The sequence below is a fragment of the Clostridium sp. CTA-6 genome (assembly GCF_054768115.1).
The window spans coordinates 51,153-70,811 of sequence record NZ_BAAAAU010000005.1 but is presented as its reverse complement, the minus strand read 5'-3'; the positions used below and the strand labels follow the sequence as shown (position 1 = coordinate 70,811).

At 26.5% G+C, this 19,659-nt stretch carries 16 protein-coding genes; 3 read left to right on the top strand and 13 right to left on the bottom strand.

The window, feature by feature from the left end:
• Positions 1-73 precede the first annotated feature (73 nt).
• From ACYUDJ_RS09030 to ACYUDJ_RS08990, 9 genes are all read right to left on the bottom strand, one after another.
• Positions 74-1,033 (bottom strand): DUF2156 domain-containing protein, encoded by a 960-nt coding sequence (locus tag ACYUDJ_RS09030; protein WP_003487264.1) that lies wholly within the window; start codon positions 1,031-1,033, stop codon positions 74-76.
• A gap of 450 nt (positions 1,034-1,483) precedes the next feature.
• Complete coding sequence (locus ACYUDJ_RS09025; protein WP_003487266.1) at positions 1,484-2,503, bottom strand: ABC transporter ATP-binding protein; 1,020 nt, start codon at positions 2,501-2,503, stop codon at positions 1,484-1,486.
• An 11-nt stretch (positions 2,504-2,514) separates the two neighbouring features.
• Entirely contained in the window at positions 2,515-3,321 is an 807-nt protein-coding gene (locus ACYUDJ_RS09020; protein WP_460289545.1) for an ABC transporter permease, read from the bottom strand.
• Between the two features lie 18 nt (positions 3,322-3,339).
• Complete coding sequence (locus ACYUDJ_RS09015; protein WP_003487270.1) at positions 3,340-4,212, bottom strand: ABC transporter permease; 873 nt, start codon at positions 4,210-4,212, stop codon at positions 3,340-3,342.
• 1 nt (position 4,213) lies between these two features.
• On the bottom strand, positions 4,214-5,452 hold the full coding sequence (locus tag ACYUDJ_RS09010) for an ABC transporter substrate-binding protein (protein ID WP_003487271.1): 1,239 nt from the start codon (positions 5,450-5,452) through the stop codon (positions 4,214-4,216).
• An 830-nt stretch (positions 5,453-6,282) separates the two neighbouring features.
• A complete protein-coding gene (locus ACYUDJ_RS09005) occupies positions 6,283-7,260 on the bottom strand; it encodes a DUF2971 domain-containing protein (protein ID WP_003487273.1) in 978 nt (325 codons plus the stop codon).
• A 98-nt stretch (positions 7,261-7,358) separates the two neighbouring features.
• The gene (locus tag ACYUDJ_RS09000) at positions 7,359-7,904 is read right to left on the bottom strand and encodes a tetratricopeptide repeat protein (RefSeq protein WP_003487275.1); all 546 of its coding nucleotides are present in this window, start codon (positions 7,902-7,904) and stop codon (positions 7,359-7,361) included.
• A 230-nt stretch (positions 7,905-8,134) separates the two neighbouring features.
• Entirely contained in the window at positions 8,135-9,508 is a 1,374-nt protein-coding gene (locus ACYUDJ_RS08995; RefSeq protein ID WP_003487276.1) for an MATE family efflux transporter, read from the bottom strand.
• A gap of 17 nt (positions 9,509-9,525) precedes the next feature.
• Positions 9,526-9,963 carry a MarR family winged helix-turn-helix transcriptional regulator gene (locus ACYUDJ_RS08990; protein ID WP_042385363.1) on the bottom strand — a complete coding sequence of 146 codons (438 nt, stop codon included), beginning with the start codon at positions 9,961-9,963 and terminating at the stop codon, positions 9,526-9,528.
• A 438-nt stretch (positions 9,964-10,401) separates the two neighbouring features.
• On the opposite strand from ACYUDJ_RS08990, the gene ACYUDJ_RS08985 reads away from it, so the two are divergent.
• Both ACYUDJ_RS08985 and ACYUDJ_RS08980 read left to right on the top strand, forming a co-directional pair.
• Entirely contained in the window at positions 10,402-11,784 is a 1,383-nt protein-coding gene (locus ACYUDJ_RS08985) for an alanine/glycine:cation symporter family protein (RefSeq protein WP_003487278.1), read from the top strand.
• 542 nt (positions 11,785-12,326) lie between these two features.
• Positions 12,327-13,724: an alanine/glycine:cation symporter family protein gene (locus ACYUDJ_RS08980; RefSeq protein WP_003489543.1), complete on the top strand. Its 1,398-nt coding sequence runs from the start codon at positions 12,327-12,329 to the stop codon at positions 13,722-13,724.
• A 68-nt stretch (positions 13,725-13,792) separates the two neighbouring features.
• Here the strand turns inward: ACYUDJ_RS08980 and ACYUDJ_RS08975 are convergent, their stop codons facing one another.
• The 3 genes from ACYUDJ_RS08975 to ACYUDJ_RS08965 form a co-directional block, all read right to left on the bottom strand.
• Positions 13,793-15,163, bottom strand: a complete 1,371-nt coding sequence (locus tag ACYUDJ_RS08975) for an aldehyde dehydrogenase (RefSeq protein WP_460289544.1) — start codon at positions 15,161-15,163, stop codon at positions 13,793-13,795.
• 55 nt (positions 15,164-15,218) lie between these two features.
• Positions 15,219-15,863 carry an HD domain-containing protein gene (locus ACYUDJ_RS08970; RefSeq protein ID WP_003489538.1) on the bottom strand — a complete coding sequence of 215 codons (645 nt, stop codon included), beginning with the start codon at positions 15,861-15,863 and terminating at the stop codon, positions 15,219-15,221.
• A 141-nt stretch (positions 15,864-16,004) separates the two neighbouring features.
• Positions 16,005-16,154, bottom strand: coding sequence for a hypothetical protein (locus ACYUDJ_RS08965; protein WP_030034236.1), 150 nt, complete (start codon positions 16,152-16,154; stop codon positions 16,005-16,007).
• 388 nt (positions 16,155-16,542) lie between these two features.
• On the opposite strand from ACYUDJ_RS08965, the gene ACYUDJ_RS08960 reads away from it, so the two are divergent.
• Complete coding sequence (locus tag ACYUDJ_RS08960; RefSeq protein ID WP_003489535.1) at positions 16,543-18,051, top strand: MBL fold metallo-hydrolase RNA specificity domain-containing protein; 1,509 nt, start codon at positions 16,543-16,545, stop codon at positions 18,049-18,051.
• A 256-nt stretch (positions 18,052-18,307) separates the two neighbouring features.
• On the opposite strand, the gene gap is transcribed toward ACYUDJ_RS08960, so the two are convergent.
• Entirely contained in the window at positions 18,308-19,324 is a 1,017-nt protein-coding gene (gene gap, locus ACYUDJ_RS08955) for a type I glyceraldehyde-3-phosphate dehydrogenase (protein ID WP_003489534.1), read from the bottom strand.
• Between the last annotated feature and the right edge of the window lie 335 nt (positions 19,325-19,659).

Below are 19,659 nucleotides of genomic sequence, written 5' to 3'. Positions count from 1 at the left end.
ATTACATTATGCACAGTTTTCTTTTAAATATTTTATAAATACACTACCTACAAATAAAATGTAGTATCTACCTTTATATAATCTGTCTTTCTCTTTCTTCCCTACCACTACATCCACAGTTACAGCATATATCCACCATATATTTTTTTTCAAAATCTAGGGGTGAATAGGACAATTTAGCTTTTCTTAGTCCTTCTATTCCTAAATCTTGTTCCCTATTTATTATAGGTATATCACTAAAATAATTTTCAACGAAAGCTTTATTTACAAAGGTATAAGCCCCTCTAAGATCCTTATTAGCTTTTTCTATGTGTATAATAGCCATATTATCACTAAATTTTTCTCCTATACTAAACCCTGCAATTTCTTCGTCTATATATAAAGCCATGCCTTCTAATCCTAAAACATCCATGTTACAGCACATATCTCTTATGCTTTGAAGCTCATAAAGTAAATGTTTATCCTTTGTATCATTTTTTTCATACCATAACTCAGCAATTCTTAAACTATCTTCTATAACTCCTTCTTCTGTAAAATCCTTTATATCATAGTTATAATTTTTTATAAAATAGTTATAGTGATTCTTCTTGCCATGAAGCTTTTTACCTGATAAAGTTATAAGTTTTTTATTCTCATATAAATAATCAAAGTTATCTCTATCCTCTTCTACCATTATATTACTATAAATTTCTTCATCTTTGTATAGATTTTTTAATTCTTTAACAAAATCATATCTTAAATCTTTAAAGAGATATTTAATGCATTTTTCTTTTTTATAATTCATTAAAGTTTCTATTATATCCTTTAGATTTTCTTTTTTATATCCTAAAGGTTGCATAAAATGATATTCATCATTAAAATCCTTCTTTTTAATAATAAGAGTTTCTTTATATATAGCATACTTTATATCTAAAGCCTTTCTCCAAATATATAAAGTTGTAAAAGAATACTCGCAATTTAAAAAATCATATGGTTTTATATAGCTTTCAAATAATTTTTTATCATTAATAGTTAATCTTTTAAAATTTAACACACTATCCCCTCTTTTAATAATATATTTATTTCCTAGTAACTTACTCTACTTTAATATTAAAAAAATAACCCTTCGAATATTTATTATTGAATAAGAAGGGTTATCTATTTATATTATACTTTCATTACTAATTTTTTGCAACCTTATCTATATGAATTTATATTCTTTTAAAGATTAGGTAATCCAAAGTAAAACTCAATTCAGATGAAATCTTTACTTTTAACTAAGTTATAAATTGTAGAATCAAGTGATTCTTGTGCTCAAATGGAGTTTGCTTGTGAGAAATACCCCTTTCCATCTAAGTCTTAGAAAAACTTATCCAGGGGCATATCAACCGTCATCTTCCACCTAAAAATGATAATAGTATTACGGATGGTAGTCATAGGATAAATAATATTTTTTAATTATAATAAATTTTATGCTTAAAATCAAATAATGTTAATATAACAACTAAATTAATACCCCTTTCGAAAAATCAATACTAAAGGATACCTTTTCTCCCATTTGTAATAAATTATTACTATAATCTATTATTTTTATATCTTTATCATTATATTTTACAACATAATAAATTCTATCTCCAGCGTACTTAGAGGACACTACTTCTCCTATACAATTTTTATTCTCTAAATCCTTATATATTTTTATATTTTCTGGGTTTATCATTATTTCTGAATCACCTTGTTTTTTATCCTTTACTTCAAATTCTCCAAAATCACAATAAAACTTATTTTCAATAATTTTTCCTTTGAAATAGTTTCTTTCTCCAAAAAAATTAGCCACTTCTTTAGAATTGGGGGTTTCATATATTTCCTTTGGAGTTCCCTGTTGCATTATTTTACCATCAATCATTAAAGATATATGATCCGACATCATTAAAGCTTCTTCCTTATCATGAGTAACTAATATGGTAGTTATTCCTAATTTTTTTTGTATTTTTAAAACTAATTCCCTTATTGAATTTCTAATATTAATATCCAAACTGGTAAAGGGTTCATCTAAAAGCAAAACTTTGGGCTCTATTGCTAGTGCTCTTCCTATAGCTACTCTTTGCTTTTGCCCCCCTGAAAGCTCCTTTGGATATTTATGTTCCAATCCTTGTAAACTTAGCATTTCTAATATCTTATTTACTTTTTCTTTTATTCTGTTTTTATTTTCTTTCCTCATATTAAGTCCAAAGGCTATATTATTATATACATTTAGATGTGGAAATAACATATATTCTTGAAAAACTATTACTATTTCTCTTTTTTCTACAGGTGTATTTTTTATATTTTTACCACTTATTAAGATTTCTCCTCCATCTTCTTGCAACAATCCTGCTATTATATTTAATGTAGTGCTTTTACCACAACCAGAAGGTCCTAAAAGACACATTAATTCTCCCTTTTCCACTGAAAAACTTATACTATCCAATACATTTTTATTATTAAATATTTTCTTTATTCCTTTTACTTCTATTTCCTTCATTATATATACCTCTATACATTTAAAAATTTATCTATTTTGTAATAAGACTTAATACATTTATTTATAATTAATAAATAAATTAAAGATGTAATAATAAAAATAAGACTAAAACTAGAAGCTATAGTTCTATCCCCACTTTTTATAAAGGGAAACATTACTATAGGATATGTAATGACCTGTCCTCCCCCTATCAAAAAAGTTAAAAAATATTGACTAAAGGATATTATAAAAGTCATAAATACAGTGGACATTATCCCTGAAGAAATCAATGGTAATGTTACATAAAAAAAGCATTGATATCTATTGGCTCCTAAAACCTTAGCTTGCTTCTCCATTTTATCTCCAATTATTTCAAAAATATCTGTAAGCATAAACACTGAATAGGGGATACAAGGCATCAAATGTATTATTATTACCCCTAATATAGTGTTACCTAGACCTAATTTTAAAAAGGATACATGAATTCCTAATGCCACAGAAACACCAGGTACTATTATAGGGGAGAATATTAATATCTTTATAAAATTCTTACCTTTAAAATTATATATTCCTAAAGCCTTAGCTGCTGGAATACTTATAATTATAGTTACAAAAGTTACTATTGTTGATATTCCTATACTTTTAAATAAAATACTTAAATTTTGAGATTTAGGATCTAATGCATATTTTAATCCTCTTAATCCAAATTCCTTTGGTATAACTAGTGGCCAACTCCAATTTTTTGCAAAACTCCATAGACATAATATTATTATAGGAAATAGGAAGAAAAATGCGAAGCTATATATTATTATATTAGAAATTATTTTTTTATTTTTCATCTATAATATTTTCCTTTCCTATTTATTATTTAGATTTCTTTTTTTTAAAATATCCAAAGATTTTCTATACAAAATTATTAAGAAGGTTGATATAACTATAAGTATAGTATTTATTACCATAGCATAAGGCCTATTGGTTAAATCTGGATTAGAATATTCTATATATGCCTTAACTGAAAGTGATTTTGGAGTAGTTGGTCCTAACAAATAAGGCACCTCAAAAGCTCCAAAAGAAAAAGCAAAAATTATTATAAAAGAAGATAAAATAGAGGGCACAAGCATAGGAAATATGACATAAAAAAAAGTTTGCGTTTTGCTAGCCCCCAGTGTTCTTGAAAGATGCCACATTTTTTCATCTATATTAGTTAACACAGCATAGATAACCAGTATAATAAAAGGTATCTCCTTCCATACATAAGTTATGATTATACCTATACCTAATCTATCCATTATAAGCGCAGGAAAAACATTTCTAGAACTTATTAGCCCTAAATTGTATAATATTCTAGCCAATATTCCATTTTGGGATAACATATTGATGATAAGTAAAACTGCAACAGTATGAGGTATTATTATAGGCATCTTATATATAACATCTAAAATTTTACTCCTCTTCTTATGCATAAATATAATATAAGCTAAACTAACCCCAATAAATTCAGCTATTAAAGAAGATATAGTACAAGTAAACAAACTAAATTTTAAAGATTCTATAAATTCCTTAGAAATTAATACTTCTTTATAGTATTTAAGTGTAATTTCATTTAAGCCCACTGTAGGAAAATAGCCTAAGCTTTGACTTAGGCTATTTATTATTCCTACTCCTAATATAGAAACTATTATTATTATAACTGGCAATAATAATATATAAGGTTTCATTTTTTCTTTCACTTTATTTATCTCCTGGTATATTTTCTTGCCATATTTTTTCTATAATTGGTACTAATTCTGCTGGCAGCTCTGGTAGCCTATGTGGTAATAATTCACTTTGTGGAAGGGAACCAGAACCTACTTTGATTTTTTCTATTTCTTTCTTTTCCTCTTCACTTAATTTTTTATTATCAAATACAGGTAAATCTCCCCATACTTTAGGATCATATTTAGATTTTTGCATTTCAAAACTTAATATGCTATTAATAGTAACCATAGCACCCTCTTTATTAGGTGAGTTAAATGGTATTGCTACAAAATGTGTGTTTCCTATAGTTCCATTTTTAAATAATGACACTTGTGTTTTTTTAGGAAATGTCCCATTATCTATTTTCTCTGTTACTGAGTTTGGATTATAGCTCATAGTATTTATAACTTGTTTATCCGCATACATGTTATCTAGCATAGCTATATTAGCAGGATAAGTTTTACCCTTATTCCAAAGATAAGGTTTTATTTCTTTTAAGTAATCTATAGCTGGTTTTATTTCTTTTTCTACTAATTCTTTTTCTGGTTTTATTTTTATAAGTTTTTCAAAGCCTACTATATCGTATATTATATTTCTTACAAAAGCACTTCCAGTAAAATCTGGTGGTGCAGCATATGTAAATTTCCCTGGATTAGCTTTTACAAATTCTAATAGTTCTTTATGATCTTTTGGCACTTTTGTTACCTTTTCTTCATCATATACCATAACAAATTGTGCTTTTCCATAAGGAGCTTCAAAAGCCTCTACTGACTTTCCAAAATCGTATTTTACGTCATTTGAATCCTTATCTATGTATTTTTTATAATTAGGAAGGTTCTCTGAAAACGGTCCATAAAGAAGATTATTTTTCTTTGCTGTATAAAAATTTTCTCCATTTATCCAAACTACATCTATTGTTCCTTTATCATTTCCTGCTTGCTTTTCACCAAGCATTTTATTTAATATATCGTCAATATCCATTGGTACTCTTTTTAATGTTATATTATATTTTTCTTTTAATTTCTTTGCTAGATGGTCATCTATCCATTTGTTTGTAAGTTCACTACCACCCCATCCGTAAAATGTTACAGTAGTTCCTTTACTTTTTTCAACTATAGAATTCCAATCTTTATTCTTTAAATCTGCTTCATTTTTACTTTCTTTTTTATTACCACAAGCTACTAAAGAAAAAACCATTGTAAAAGTAATTATAATACTTATAAATTTTTTCATTTTTATCCTCCTTTTAAAAATAACTATATATACCAATACACATTATAGCATATTTACCCTTATTCTCCCATAAATTTACCTATTCAAAGTTTATAAACCCCTACTGCTCTTCTTTAATATTTCATATTATATTTTTAGCTTCTTGCATATTATGATTTATAACAAACCACCTAATATTGAAGATAATATATACAATATTCTATAAATTATATATAAGGCTACTTATAGCAATCTAACTTTAACGATATTTAACATACTAATGAAATATATAATATTCTAAAAATTACATTTGACAAAATTATCTGAATATTGTATAATTTAATCATAATAGATCATATAAAGAGAGGTATAAACACCATATAATTAATGAGCAGCTATAATATCTCTAAATTAGATATTATAGCTTAATGGTGAATTTACTCCCCTCTATACAAGGTACCTTAATAACTAACTTTGTTATTGGGACTTTAGTAAAAATCTATTATATGCTATTTTTTTAGTAAGGATAGATTCTGAATCAAAATTATTTAAATTTGGTTACAGAATATTCTTTACTAAAATTAATTCTTAATTATAAATGAAAGGAGGATGAAAAAATTCAAATAATTCAATTAGATGAAAATTCATTTCTTTTAAAATCTACTTAAATAGCTGATTTAAATTATTATAATTTAAATCAGCTATTTACTTTTAATCTATTTATTTTTTATGAGTTTACTTATCCATTACAGACTACCATTTATAACTTCAAGCTTATAATACTACACTTATTATATTTCCATTTCTAGCTTATATTTACCTAGATCTTATCCCACACTTTTTTATATATTTTAATATCTTAAAGGTATCTTAGATTTCTTTATAATTATTTTGTAATATCCTTCACTTTCTAAAAAAGACCTCAATCCCATTTCTGCAATATCTAAATTGTTTTTAGGACCTATAGTTATTTTTTCTATAGGTAAATTTCCTTCTTTTGTATTTGGATTAAGACCTAATTCTATATAAGGAATAAAAACTCTATTTGAAATTCTATGTTTTACTATTTTCTTTTTTATATTTTTATTAATAACTCTAAACACTAACCTATGCTCCTGTTCCTCTTTAAAACTCTCATCTTTAAAAAAGGTAGCTATATAAGCTATATTATAAAGCACATATACTATTAAAGATTTAAAATCATCGTCTTCTTTAAATTCATAAAAATTTTTATATAAATTATATAAAAATTCTACTCTTTCCTTTATTATATTTTGCTGATGTTTCTTATTATATATAACCTCTCCAAAATACCATACAAAATCTTCTCCCTCATTTAAAAAGATAGAATTTTTATTTTTATCTATAAACCTGTAATTTTTTCCTGTAAATATATTTTGAAAATAATCACAATTAAATGCTAAATTATATCCATCATAATTAGAATAATTAGACCAAAGAGCTAAAGAATCTTTATTTTCTGTAAGAGACAATATGTAAGTATCCCCTAATTCCATATCTATGGTATGCAACAAAATTTCTATATTTTCTTTGAAAAATTCATCAAATTCTTCATTCTCATTTAGATATTTTTCACATATATCATAAATCAAATTGTTAGTGTAATTTATTTCTGTACTATCATTAAGATACTTACTATTAGATAGCCAAATATTTTCCTTACTTATTATATTTTCTAAAGTACTTATACTAGTATAATAATATAGCTTATTTATACTTTTACATTGATACAAATCCAAATTATATCTAAATATTTTTTCTTTATTTTCGAATCTATTTATATATGTATCTATAATAGGTTTGCTCATAATATCAATACCTCATTTAATGTAAATTTGTAAAAGCTATGATTTCTACCATAGCTTTTACTTATTATTCTTATCCTTTAGAAAATATTTTATTTACTTTAATTAAAATATTTTTTATTTAATATGCTTTTTAATTTTTTGCCTTCTTCATTATCTTTATCTAATTTAAAAATATTATTTAAATATTCGTTAGCCTCCTTATATTTTGAATTATGTATAGAATTTTCTGCATTTTTTAAATTGTCTTCTATATATTTTTCTGTACATTCTTTAATTTTTTCCTGTGCTTTATTAAAGGTTATAGTATCATTTTCCATAACTTGTCTAAAACATTTTAAAGCCTTTAAGTATTGCTTTCTATTATAGTATATCATTCCATCACGATAGGATTTTCTAGAATTCTGCATAGACATTGCTAGTTTTAACATGTTTTTATTAGTATCATTTTTATCATATTTTACTACTTCCTCATATATTGCTATAGCTTTAGTATATTCTTTCTTATTTATATATACATGTCCTGATTTAATAAGATTGTTTATTACAACATTTTTACCATAATTATAACTAATGAATGATACAGTCATCAAAACTAATCCTAAAATAAAAAATATTACAAAATATTTTTTCTTATTAAAATTCATTATTTACCTCCATATATATGGTCAAAATATATTTACAAAATATACACATTTTAATTATACTACAGTTCTAAATAAATTTGTTGATGCTATCTAAAATTCTTCTTAGTATATATTCCCTTTAAATTTATAAAAAGCTTAGAAATAACTAAATAAAATTATTTCTAAGCTTTAATTATAAGTTATAAAAATATATAACCTTAATATGAAGCAATTGTTAATTAAATTTAACTTTATTTATAAGAACACTTAATCTTATAAGATTTTTCTCTACCTAAATTACTCATTTCCCTGTAAATAAATATAGCTGTAACTACAGAAGAAATTCCATCTGATATAGGTGCACACATCCAAACTCCTGTAAGTCCAAAATGCTTTGGCAGTATTAAAAGTAATGGTATTAAAATTATTACTTGTCTTAATAAACTTAAAAATACAGATATTTTAGCTTTTCCTATAGCTTGGAAGTAATTTGAACTAACAATTTGAAATCCAATTACAGGTAACATACATAAAACTATCCTTAAACCACTAATTCCTATTTCCATAAGTTTAGCATCATTATTAAATATTTTTATAATATATTGTGGGAATATCTGTACAAGTAAAAACCCTACTGTAACCACTATAGTTGCAGAAAATATTGCTATTTTTAAAGTGTCTTTAACTCTTTTATATTGCTCTGCTCCATAATTATAACCTATTATAGGTTGAGCACCTTGGTTTATACCGAATATAGGCATTAAAACCATTAAAGATACACTATTTACAACAGTCATTGCCCCTATTGCTAAATCTCCCCCTGTATTTTTTAATGCATTATTTGAAATAACTGTTATTATACTAGCTGCCAATTGTAATGCGAAAGGAGCCATACCTATAGATATTATTTCTAAAAATATAGTTTTTTCAACTTTAAAATTTTCTTTTTTGAGCTTTAAAGTACTTTTTTTACCAGTAAAATATCTAAGTACCCATATAGTATTAGCCGTCTGTGATATAACGGTAGCTATAGCTGCTCCCTTTATCCCCATATTAAATCCAAATATAAATATAGGATCTAAAATTAAGTTTAATACAGCTCCTAAAAGCATAGTTACCATCGCCATTTTAGGATTTCCTTCGGCTCTAATTGAATTATTTAAACCGAATCCCAAAGCATTGGTTATAGAACCTATTAAAATAATAACCACATATTCTTTGGCATAATAAAATGTCTTAGTGCTAGCTCCAAATATATTTAAAAGAGGATCTATAAATATTAGTCCTATTATAGTTATAGAAATCATAATAATACAGAGTAAAGTAAAAGCATTTCCTAATATTTTTTCTGCATCATCTTTTCTTTGCTGTCCTAATCTTATAGATATAATAGAGGCTGAACCTATACCTATTAACATACTAAAGGCCATTAACACAGTCATTATAGGTAATGTTAAGCCTACTCCTGTAATTGCTAAGGATCCTACATCCTTTATATGTCCTATATACATTCTATCTATAATATTATATAAAGCATTAACTATCATTCCCATAATGGCTGGCGCAGAAAATTTTAACAATAATTTTTTTACACTTTCTTCTCCTAATTGTTTTTGTCTATCCATTTTATTCCTCCAATCTATTATTTAACTTTATGATTGTGACAATTTAAAGAAGCTTTTTCCAATAATTTCAAAAGTTCCTTTTTTTCTTTTTCCGTAAAATCTGAATACAACATTTTATCCCAAGCATTTAAAATTTTTATTATAATATGTTTTATTTCAAAACCCTTTTTAGTAACTATTATATGATTAATTCTTCTATCATTTTTATCAATTTCTTTATTTATATAGCCTTCTTTCTCCAATTTTTGTAATGCTCTAGCTGTAGTCCCTTTGTCTATATTTAAAGCACTACTTATTTCTTCTTGATTACATCCATCATTATTAGATAGATATAATAAAAAAATATATTGTCCACTACCTATCCCATATTTACAAAGCTCCTTATTTATATAACAATTGCCTGCTCTATATAGCATAGATATATGCCTACCTACGCACTGCGTGTTTTTACCCAATTTTATACTCCTCCATTAAATTTATAATAGTTGCAAATACAACTTAATATATCACAAATTAGTTGTATTTGCAACTATTGTTCAAATATTTTCCTTTATCTCTTTTAAAATTAACAAATAACCTTAAATTTATATTTTTATATCATAAAACATTGTTAAATATATAACGATAAAAGTTATATATTAACTTTTAAAATAGTTGGTAATACCTTTTTTAAAAATAATATATCATTATTTATGCAAATTATTTGATAAAATATACATATACCCTCGCTATCTTTTTCTTAAGAAAAGCCTTTATTTTTCAAGCTTTTCACTATATATTTATTGTTATTTTAATAATATTATATATTTATTTTTATAGGTTGAAAGTTTTGACAATAAATGATATAATTTTAACATAAATCTTGTTTTTATTAATATATTAGGAGGGGTATAATGGAAACATTTATGAGTTTTATTAGTAAAATCTCCAACTGGATATGGGGTCCACCTATGTTAATATTATTAGTTGGTGGAGGAATTATTTTAACTTTTACATTAAAATTTTTTCAAATTAAATATTTTCCTTATATAATGAAAGAAACTTTTGGTAAAATGTTCAGCAAACCTGCTGAAGGGGAAGGTACAATTACACCCTTTCAAGCTGCTTGTTCAGCATTAGCATCCACTGTAGGAGCTGCAAACATTATAGGAGTTCCTGTTGCAATAGCTTTTGGAGGTCCTGGTGCTGTTTTCTGGATGTGGATAGTTGCAATTTTAGGACAAGCTACTAAATTTTCCGAAATAATTCTTGGTATAAAGTACAGAGAAAAGAACGAAGAGGGAAACTATGTAGGAGGACCTGTTTACTACTTAAAAAAAGGTTTAAAATCACCTTTCCTTGCTACAATGTGTTCTTTCTGCTTTATGATTGAAATCATACCATCTATTTCTACTCAATCATTATCAGTCTGCCAAACTGCGGAAACCATAGGATTACCTAAAATAGTTACTGCTATAATTGTAACCGTTTTAGTTGCTCTAGTTGTTTATGGCGGTATTCAAAGGATAGGACAAGTTACTGAAAAAATGGTTCCTATAATGGCTTTAATATTCATTATTTGCTCAATAATAATATTATTATTTAATATTACAAAATTACCAAATGCTTTTGCATTGATATTTAAAGGTGCTTTTACACCTCAAGCTGCTGTGGGTGGATTTGGTGGAGCTACACTTGCTCAAGCATTAAGATGGGGTACTGCTAGAGGTACTTACTCAAATGAAGCAGGTATGGGAAGTGCTCCTATAGCTCACTCTGCTGCAGTTACAGATCACCCTGTTCGCCAAGCTTTCTGGGGTATATTTGAAATAATGGTAGATACAATAATAATTTGTACTTTAACAGCTCTTGTTGTTATAACTACAGGAATGTGGAATACTGTTCCAGGTTCTCAAGCAGCTTCTATGCCTTCAATGGCTTTCCAAAATGTATTTGGTAAAGCTTTTGGTGGTGCTATAGTATCAATCAGCTTATTATTATTTGTTCTATCAACTATTATAGTTATAGTTTACTACTGCGAAAAACAAGCCGAAGCTTTATTTGGACTCGCATTCTCAAAAATTATAAGAGTTGTTTGTCTAGCGGCTATAATATACGGCGCCGTTGGTAAATTAGAATTCTTATTCGCATTACTTGATATTCTTTTAGCTCTAGTTGTTATACCAAACATGATTGGTTTAATAGCTATGAGAAATGAAATAAAAGAATTGAAAGAAGAATTTTTCTCAGACCCAAAATATTACCCAGGAGCAAAAACTTCAAAATCTGATTCTTAATAATATAACCCCTATGTATCTGCATAGGGGTTTCTTAAATCTAAACATAAAAAATTCTCTAAAGAGAATTTTTTATGTTTTTTTGCAATTCATTAATAATAATATATATATTCCTTATTAATAAACAAATAAACATATATATTTATATTAATTAATGTATAAAAACTATAAATATTTATTATTTAACAAAGATTTATTAAATTTTATGCTGATATCTTTGTTTTAATGTGGTTTTTATTAAATTTTATACATAATATTACATTAAATTACACATATCCTTAAAAAGGAGTAAAACATTAAATTATTAAGATAATAAAAGATAATGTTTATTCCTATATATAATTTATCATATCTTTTTATGTATTTTTTTCTATACAAAAAACAATATTTTTAATTTTTTAATGCTGTTTTTAATATCATTTTAAATAATAAATTAACCATCTTCTATTGAAAAACATTTTTTTTTATGTTATCGTTTAAATATACATAAAATTCATAATTATAACATAAAACTAACTACTTATATTTTAAGGAGGTTAATCATGCAAACGTTTTTAGACATTATCTCAAAGATCTCTGGTTGGATCTGGGGCCCGCCTATGATGATTTTACTTGTAGGTGGCGGAATCATACTAACTTTAACATTAGGTTTTGTTCAATTTAGATACTTACCTTTCATATTAAAACAGACCTTTGGTAGAATATTTGATAAACCTGAAGGTGAAGGTACAATAACACCTTTCCAAGCTGTTAGCTCCGCTCTAGCTTCATCAGTTGGTGCTGCTAACATCATAGGTGTTCCTGTTGCTATTGCCTTTGGTGGCCCAGGCGCTATATTCTGGATGTGGGTAACAGCAATTATAGGACAAGCTACTAAATTCTCTGAAATAGTGTTAGGAATAAAGTATAGAGAAAAAAATGAAAATGGAGAATTCGTTGGAGGACCTGTTTATTACTTAAAAAAAGGTTTAAAATCTCCTTTTCTAGCTACTATGTGCTCCTTCGCATTTATGTTAGAAATTATTCCTTCAATTGCAACACAATCCCTTTCTCTATGTGAATCTGCCGAAACTATAGGAATACCAAAATTAGCAACTGGTATTATAGTTACAATTCTTGTAGCTCTAGTTGTATATGGTGGTATTCAAAGAATAGGACAAGTTACTGAAAAATTAGTTCCTTTAATGGCTTTAGCATTTATATGCTGCTCTCTTGCAATAGTATTTATTAATATAAAACAATTACCATATGCTTTTGCATTAATATTTAAAGGAGCCTTTACTCCTATGGCAGCCGCCGGTGGTTTTGGTGGTTCTGTTATTGCACAAAGTATTAGCCGTGGTATCGCAAGAGGTGCTTACTCAAATGAAGCTGGTATGGGAAGCGCTCCTATAGCTCACTCAGCTGCAGTTACAGATCACCCTGTTCGTCAAGGTTTCTGGGGAGTATTTGAAGTTATAGTTGATACTATATTAATTTGTACTATGACAGCTCTTGTTATTTTAACTACTGGAATATGGCAAAAACTACCTGCATCCCAAGCAGCTTCTATGCCTGCATTAGCATTCCAATCAGTATTTGGCAAAAGTGTTGGTGGTGCAATAGTTTCTTTCAGTTTATTGTTATTTGTTTTATCAACTATAATAGTTATAGTTTTCTACTGTGAAAAACAAGCAGAAGCTTTATTTAACCCAACTTTCAGTAAAATAATAAGATTTATTTGTCTAGGTGCTATAATATATGGATCTTTTGGAAATCTAGAAAATTTATTTGCAATTCTTGATATTCTTTTAGCTCTAGTTATTATACCAAACATGATTGGTGTACTTGCTATGAGAAAAGAAGTTAAAGAATTAAAAATAGCATTCTTCTCTGATCCAAAATATTATCCACCAGCAGGAAAAAAAATGAATAATAAAAATAATGAAAAAGCTTGCTAAATAACAAATGAGGGGCTCTCAAAATAGATTTTATTTTGAGAGCCCCTCTTATTTATTTATGTTATTTTTTACTTAAATAATTTTCTCGCTAAATTTATTTTTCCTTTAAAAGGTGCATATCTTATTTTTATATCTACTAAATTACTCTTCTTAAGTATACTTTTTTTATGAGAAAAGGTTTCAAAACTAGTTCGCCCATGGTAGCTTCCCATTCCACTACTTCCTACACCACCAAAGGGTAATGTAGAAGTAGACAAATGCATTATAGTATCATTTATACATCCTCCACCAAAAGATATGTTTTTAATAATAAATTCCTGTTTTTCTTTATCTTCAGAAAAATAATATAGTGCCAGTGGTTTAGGATTATTTTTTATTATGTCTATAACTTCATCCATGCCTTCAAATTCTATAACTGGGAAAATAGGACCAAATATTTCTTCTTCCATTATTCTATTTTTAAAATTTATTCCTTCTATAATAGTTGGTTCTATATATAAATTACTTATGTCTGTTTTTCCTCCAGAAATTATCTTTCCTTCCTTTAAATACCCTTCTAATCTTTTAAAATGTCTTTCATTTATTATTCTAGGATACTCTTCACTTTCAAAAGCATTTTCACCAAAAAACTCAATTATATAATTTTCTATTGAACTTATTAATTTTTCTTTTATGTTTCTATGCACAACTAAATAATCTGGTGCTACACAAGTTTGTCCAGCATTTAAAAATTTCCCCCAAGCTATCCTTCTAGCTGCCAAATCTATGTTAGTATCCTTATCAACAATGCAGGGACTTTTCCCTCCTAATTCTAAGGTCATAGGTGTTAAATGTTCTGCCGCTGCCCTCATAACTATTTTACCTACATTTATTCCACCTGTATAAAATATATAGTCGAATTTTTCTTTAAGCAAAGCTTCACTTTCCTTTACCCCACCAGTAACAACCCCTATATATTCATCAGAAAATGTTTCTTTTATTATTTTAACTATTATTTTTTCTGTTTCTACTGCTAGTTCAGAAGGCTTTAACAAAACACAATTACCAGCACTTATAGCTCCCACTAAAGGAGCCATAATAAGTTGAAATGGGTAATTCCAGGGAGCCATTATTAAAGCTACACCGTAAGGCTCATTATATATATAACTACTAGCTAGAAAATTAGTAATTGAGGTTTTTACTTTTTTAGATTTTGACCATTTTTTTATATTTTTAATTGCTCCATTTATTTCATCATACACAATACCTATTTCTGTTATAAATGTTTCAAATTCTGATTTATTTAAATCTATCTTTAAAGCTTTAAAGATATTGGTTTCATTCATCTTTATATTATGTTTTAATTTTTTTAAAGCCTCTATTCTAAAATTTATATCCTTTGTATATCCCTTCTCAAAAAAACTCTTCTGTTTTTTCAACATATCTCTTATACTTTCCATATCTATTTCCCCTCTTTACATTATATATACTATTATAATGCAAATGGAAATATTATTACATATAATTGGAACATTTCTCTATAAATAAATCTATTGCTTTAATTTCCTCTTCTCTTTTTCCTTCTGACATACCTCCTCTTCCTAATCTATCACATAAAGAAATTAGAGCTATTTCTTTAATAGAAACTTCTTTTACCATAGTTTCTATATCTTTAAAAGGCAAATTCTTATTAACAAAAAGAGGTTGCATATGCCATCTTACTAGTTTAGAAACTCCCCTTATAAACTCCTCATCTTTTGTGAAACATTTTAAAAATTTTATACTTAATCCTTCCCCTTCCTTATCATGGTTATAGGAAGTTATTCTCCCCTTTCTTATCCTTGTAGTAGTTCCTTTGCCTATATCATGTAGAAGACACGCCCACATAAATATCCTTTTATCTTCACTTTTTTCCCTTTCCTTAGCTCCATTATCTAAAACCATCATAATATGATTCCAAACACTTCCCTCCGGATGATACTTAGGTGACTGATCTATTTTTTTTAAGGTTGTAAGCATATCAAAAGGATATCCTTCTAATTTTCCTTCTTCATATAATTTATTTATATAATCAGAAGGTTTTTCATCCCTTAAAATATGCTCATCTATATCTTTAAATACCTTCTGTATATCTTTATTAATTTCATCTCTAGTATTCATAAAGTCCTCCTATACCTGCACTTATTCTTTAAGTTTTCATTAAGATTTAAACTTATATCCTGTTAATTAATTTATAACTTTTATTTTAAATTACATTAACTATTTTCCCCTTATATTTTATAATACATTCATTTAATTTATTTAAAGTACCATTATAAATCCCCCTATTTTTTTCCCTAAATCATAGACTAAACTAATTATAAATAAAAATACTATAGTTAACAGGTAGGCACTTAAAACAAATTTTTCATCTAAAGCCTTCCTCAATTTATATTTTATAAATTGAAACATATTAATCACTCCCTTAAACCCTATATATTTTACTATCTGTAAAAACATATATTTTATCCAACAAATCGCTATTCTAATACTCTTAAAATACTTTATAAAAAAAGAATTGAAGAGGTATATTAATCATAAGCAAATCAGTTAAAAATATTTATTTTCTGGATAAGAATTTTATTATTGTTATGTTTATATAAAGATAGTATTAAATAAAAAAATTTTTTATATTAAAAATTTTTCTTTAACCCAATATATATATGCTATGAAATAAAATAATATGAATAATTATTTATATTATTTTTAAATACATATATATTTTTCAATAAAATAGTATTAAAATATTCTTAAAATATTCTTACAAGTATTAATTAATCATTAGAACAGGAGGGGTTATATGGAAATAAAATTTTTAGGAGCAGCTTGTTGTGTAACAGGTTCCTGCCACTTATTAAAAATAAAGGATAAAAATATTCTTTTAGATTGTGGTACTTATCAAGGCAAAGACGAGGTCGGAGATAGAAATTATTCTTTTAAATTCGATGTTAAAGATATAGACTGTGTAATACTCTCTCATGCTCATATAGATCACAGTGGCCGAATTCCTCTTTTATATAAACTAGGCTATAGAGGGAAAGTTATCTCTACTAAAGCTACTGCAGACCTATGTTCCATTATGCTTCCTGACAGCGGCCATATATTAGAATCAGAAGTTGAATGGAAAAACAGAAAAAGAATTCGTAGTGGTCTAGACCCTATAGAACCTTTATATACTTTAAAAATAGCTCAAATGAGTACATCTCTTTTTGAAGGTTACAATTACAATGAATATATAGAAATATTCCCTAACCTTAAAATAAGATTTTTAGATTCTGGTCATCTTTTAGGCTCTGCTATAACTGAATTATATATAACTGAAAATGATAAGGAATTTAAAATTGTTTATTCCGGTGATCTAGGCAATACAAATTTACCTATACTAAAAGATCCTGTTCAAGTAGATTATGCAGATTATCTGCTAATGGAAACAACCTATGGAAATAGAGTTCATGATAACATAAATTCTCAATTAAAGCAATTAATTCATATTATAAAGGATACCTTTAAAAGAGGAGGTAATGTTATTATTCCTTCCTTTGCTGTGGGTAGAACTCAAGAGGTAATATACGCATTAAATAAATATGTGGAAAGTAATATATTAAAAAATATCAAAGTCTACGTAGATAGCCCTTTAGCTTCAGAAGCTACTAAGATATTTAATGAATACACCATTGACTTTGATGAAGATGCTCAAAAATTATTAAACAAAGGTGATAATCCTCTAGAATTTAATGGTCTTTACTTTACTAATTCTCCTCAAGAATCTATGGAATTAAATAAAATAAAAACCGGTGCTATTATAATATCTGCTAGTGGTATGTGTGAAGCTGGTAGAATTCGTCATCATCTCAAACATAATCTTTGGAGAAAAGAGTGTTCTATAGTATTTGTAGGCTATCAAGCTGAGGGGACTTTAGGACAAAAAATATTAAGTGGCGCTAAAAAAGTAAAATTATTTGGTGAAGAAATTGCTGTAAATGCTGAAATATATAATCTACCATCATTATCTGGTCATGCTGACAAAAACGGTCTATTAAATTGGTTAGAAAGCTTTAGAGAAAAACCTAAGGAAGTTATACTAATCCATGGTGAAAAAGATTCAAGAGACTACTTTAGAAATCTATTAATTGAAAAAAACTACAATACTTTTTGTCCTAATATAGGTGATATATATTCAAGCGAATTTAAAGGTCAAAGGAAAAGTGAGATTAAAAATAAAATAACTAATTTATTATCTTCTATAGAAGATATAGACTCATTAAATAAAGAAGATTTATTAAACTTGATTAAAAAAGAAATATATTAAAAAGAAATATATTAAAAACAAAACCATTATATCCATTAAATTTTAAAACTACCTATATATTAAAAAATATTAAAAAGAAAGAGGCTGTCTCAAAATAAATTTAAATTTATTTTGAGATAGTCTCCTTTAATCTTATTTTACATTATATAAATATAAGAAGTTAAATAACATAATGTTATTATAAATATAAATAATTACTTTATAAAAGAGGTACTTATATATAAAAAATTAATTTATATAAGCTAATTAGTTATTTTTATTTCATAAATTTAGCTACATAATTAACTAAATCTACAGTTCTACAGGAATATCCCCATTCATTATCATACCAAGACACAACTTTAACCATGTCGTCTTCTAAAACCATAGTAGATAATCCATCTACTATAGAAGATCTAGGATCTCCTTTGTAGTCTACTGAAACTAGTGGTTCTTCTGAATATCCTAAAACGCCCTTCATTTCACCCTCTGCTGCTTTTTTAAATGCTGCATTAATCTCTTCAGCAGTTACTTTAGTTTTTAATTCACAAACTAAATCTGTTAAAGATACTGTTGGTGTTGGAACTCTTAAAGCAAATCCATTTAATTTACCTTTAAGACTCGGTAAAACTTTAGCTACTGCCTTTGCAGCTCCTGTAGTAGTTGGTATTATTGATTCTGCTGCAGCTCTTGCTCTTCTTAAATCTTTATGAGTTTTATCTAATATTCTTTGGTCATTTGTATAAGAATGTACTGTTGTCATTAAACCTCTAACTATACCAAAATTATCGTCAAGTACTTTAGCAAAAGGAGCTAAACAATTTGTAGTACAAGATGCATTTGAAATTATATTATGCTCTTCTGGATTATATTCATTTTCATTTACTCCTAAAACTATAGTTATATCTTCATTTTTCCCTGGTGCTGTGATTATAACTTTTTTAGCTCCAGCTTCTATATGCTTCATAGCTTTTTCCCTATCTTTAAATATTCCTGTAGATTCTATAACTATATCTACTCCAAGTTCTTTCCAAGGTAAATTTTCGGGATCATTTTCTCTAAATATTTTTATTTCTTTTCCATTTACTTTCATTTTATCATTAGAAATTATTTCTACTTCTCCATTAAATCTTCCGTAGCAGGAGTCGTATTTAAATAGATGTACTAATGTTTCAGTAGTTGCTCTTGCATTTAATGCTACTATTTCTACATCTTCTGGGAATTTGTCCTGTGCTATTCTTAATACTGCTCTTCCTATTCTTCCAAAACCATTTAGTCCAACTTTTATACCCATTGTTTTTTCCCCCTATTAATATATTATTTAAATAATCTTTAAAATACTTTATTTATAATTCATTAAACCAATATATATGTTGTATAATTTCTTATCATATATTATTTGTATGTACTATTTAATTATATGTGCTATATTATTTATAACAATTTTATAGATATAAGTCAACACATTAATATGAAAACCTATACAATGTATCCTTGATATATTTTATAATATCTCTTTTTTTCTTTATTTTTCTTTATTTTTTATAAATCCTATAAATATGTCCTTTCATAACTATATATAATGTACATAATTCTTGACATTAAATAGGCCTTGTTATAAAATTTACT

What these genes read in the sequence shown, in the direction of transcription:
- ACYUDJ_RS09025 (WP_003487266.1), bottom strand. Translation starts at nt 2,503, where the DNA reads ATGAAGGAAATAGAAGTAAAAGGAATAAAGAAAATATTTAATAATAAA.
- ACYUDJ_RS09020 (WP_460289545.1), bottom strand. Translation starts at nt 3,321, where the DNA reads ATGAAAAATAAAAAAATAATTTCTAATATAATAATATATAGCTTCGCA.
- ACYUDJ_RS09010 (WP_003487271.1), bottom strand. Translation starts at nt 5,452, where the DNA reads ATGAAAAAATTTATAAGTATTATAATTACTTTTACAATGGTTTTTTCT.
- ACYUDJ_RS09005 (WP_003487273.1), bottom strand. Translation starts at nt 7,260, where the DNA reads ATGAGCAAACCTATTATAGATACATATATAAATAGATTCGAAAATAAA.
- ACYUDJ_RS09000 (WP_003487275.1), bottom strand. Translation starts at nt 7,904, where the DNA reads ATGAATTTTAATAAGAAAAAATATTTTGTAATATTTTTTATTTTAGGA.
- ACYUDJ_RS08995 (WP_003487276.1), bottom strand. Translation starts at nt 9,508, where the DNA reads ATGGATAGACAAAAACAATTAGGAGAAGAAAGTGTAAAAAAATTATTG.
- ACYUDJ_RS08985 (WP_003487278.1), top strand. Translation starts at nt 10,402, where the DNA reads ATGGAAACATTTATGAGTTTTATTAGTAAAATCTCCAACTGGATATGG.
- ACYUDJ_RS08980 (WP_003489543.1), top strand. Translation starts at nt 12,327, where the DNA reads ATGCAAACGTTTTTAGACATTATCTCAAAGATCTCTGGTTGGATCTGG.
- ACYUDJ_RS08975 (WP_460289544.1), bottom strand. Translation starts at nt 15,163, where the DNA reads ATGGAAAGTATAAGAGATATGTTGAAAAAACAGAAGAGTTTTTTTGAG.
- ACYUDJ_RS08970 (WP_003489538.1), bottom strand. Translation starts at nt 15,863, where the DNA reads ATGAATACTAGAGATGAAATTAATAAAGATATACAGAAGGTATTTAAA.
- ACYUDJ_RS08965 (WP_030034236.1), bottom strand. Translation starts at nt 16,154, where the DNA reads ATGTTTCAATTTATAAAATATAAATTGAGGAAGGCTTTAGATGAAAAA.
- ACYUDJ_RS08960 (WP_003489535.1), top strand. Translation starts at nt 16,543, where the DNA reads ATGGAAATAAAATTTTTAGGAGCAGCTTGTTGTGTAACAGGTTCCTGC.
- gap (WP_003489534.1), bottom strand. Translation starts at nt 19,324, where the DNA reads ATGGGTATAAAAGTTGGACTAAATGGTTTTGGAAGAATAGGAAGAGCA.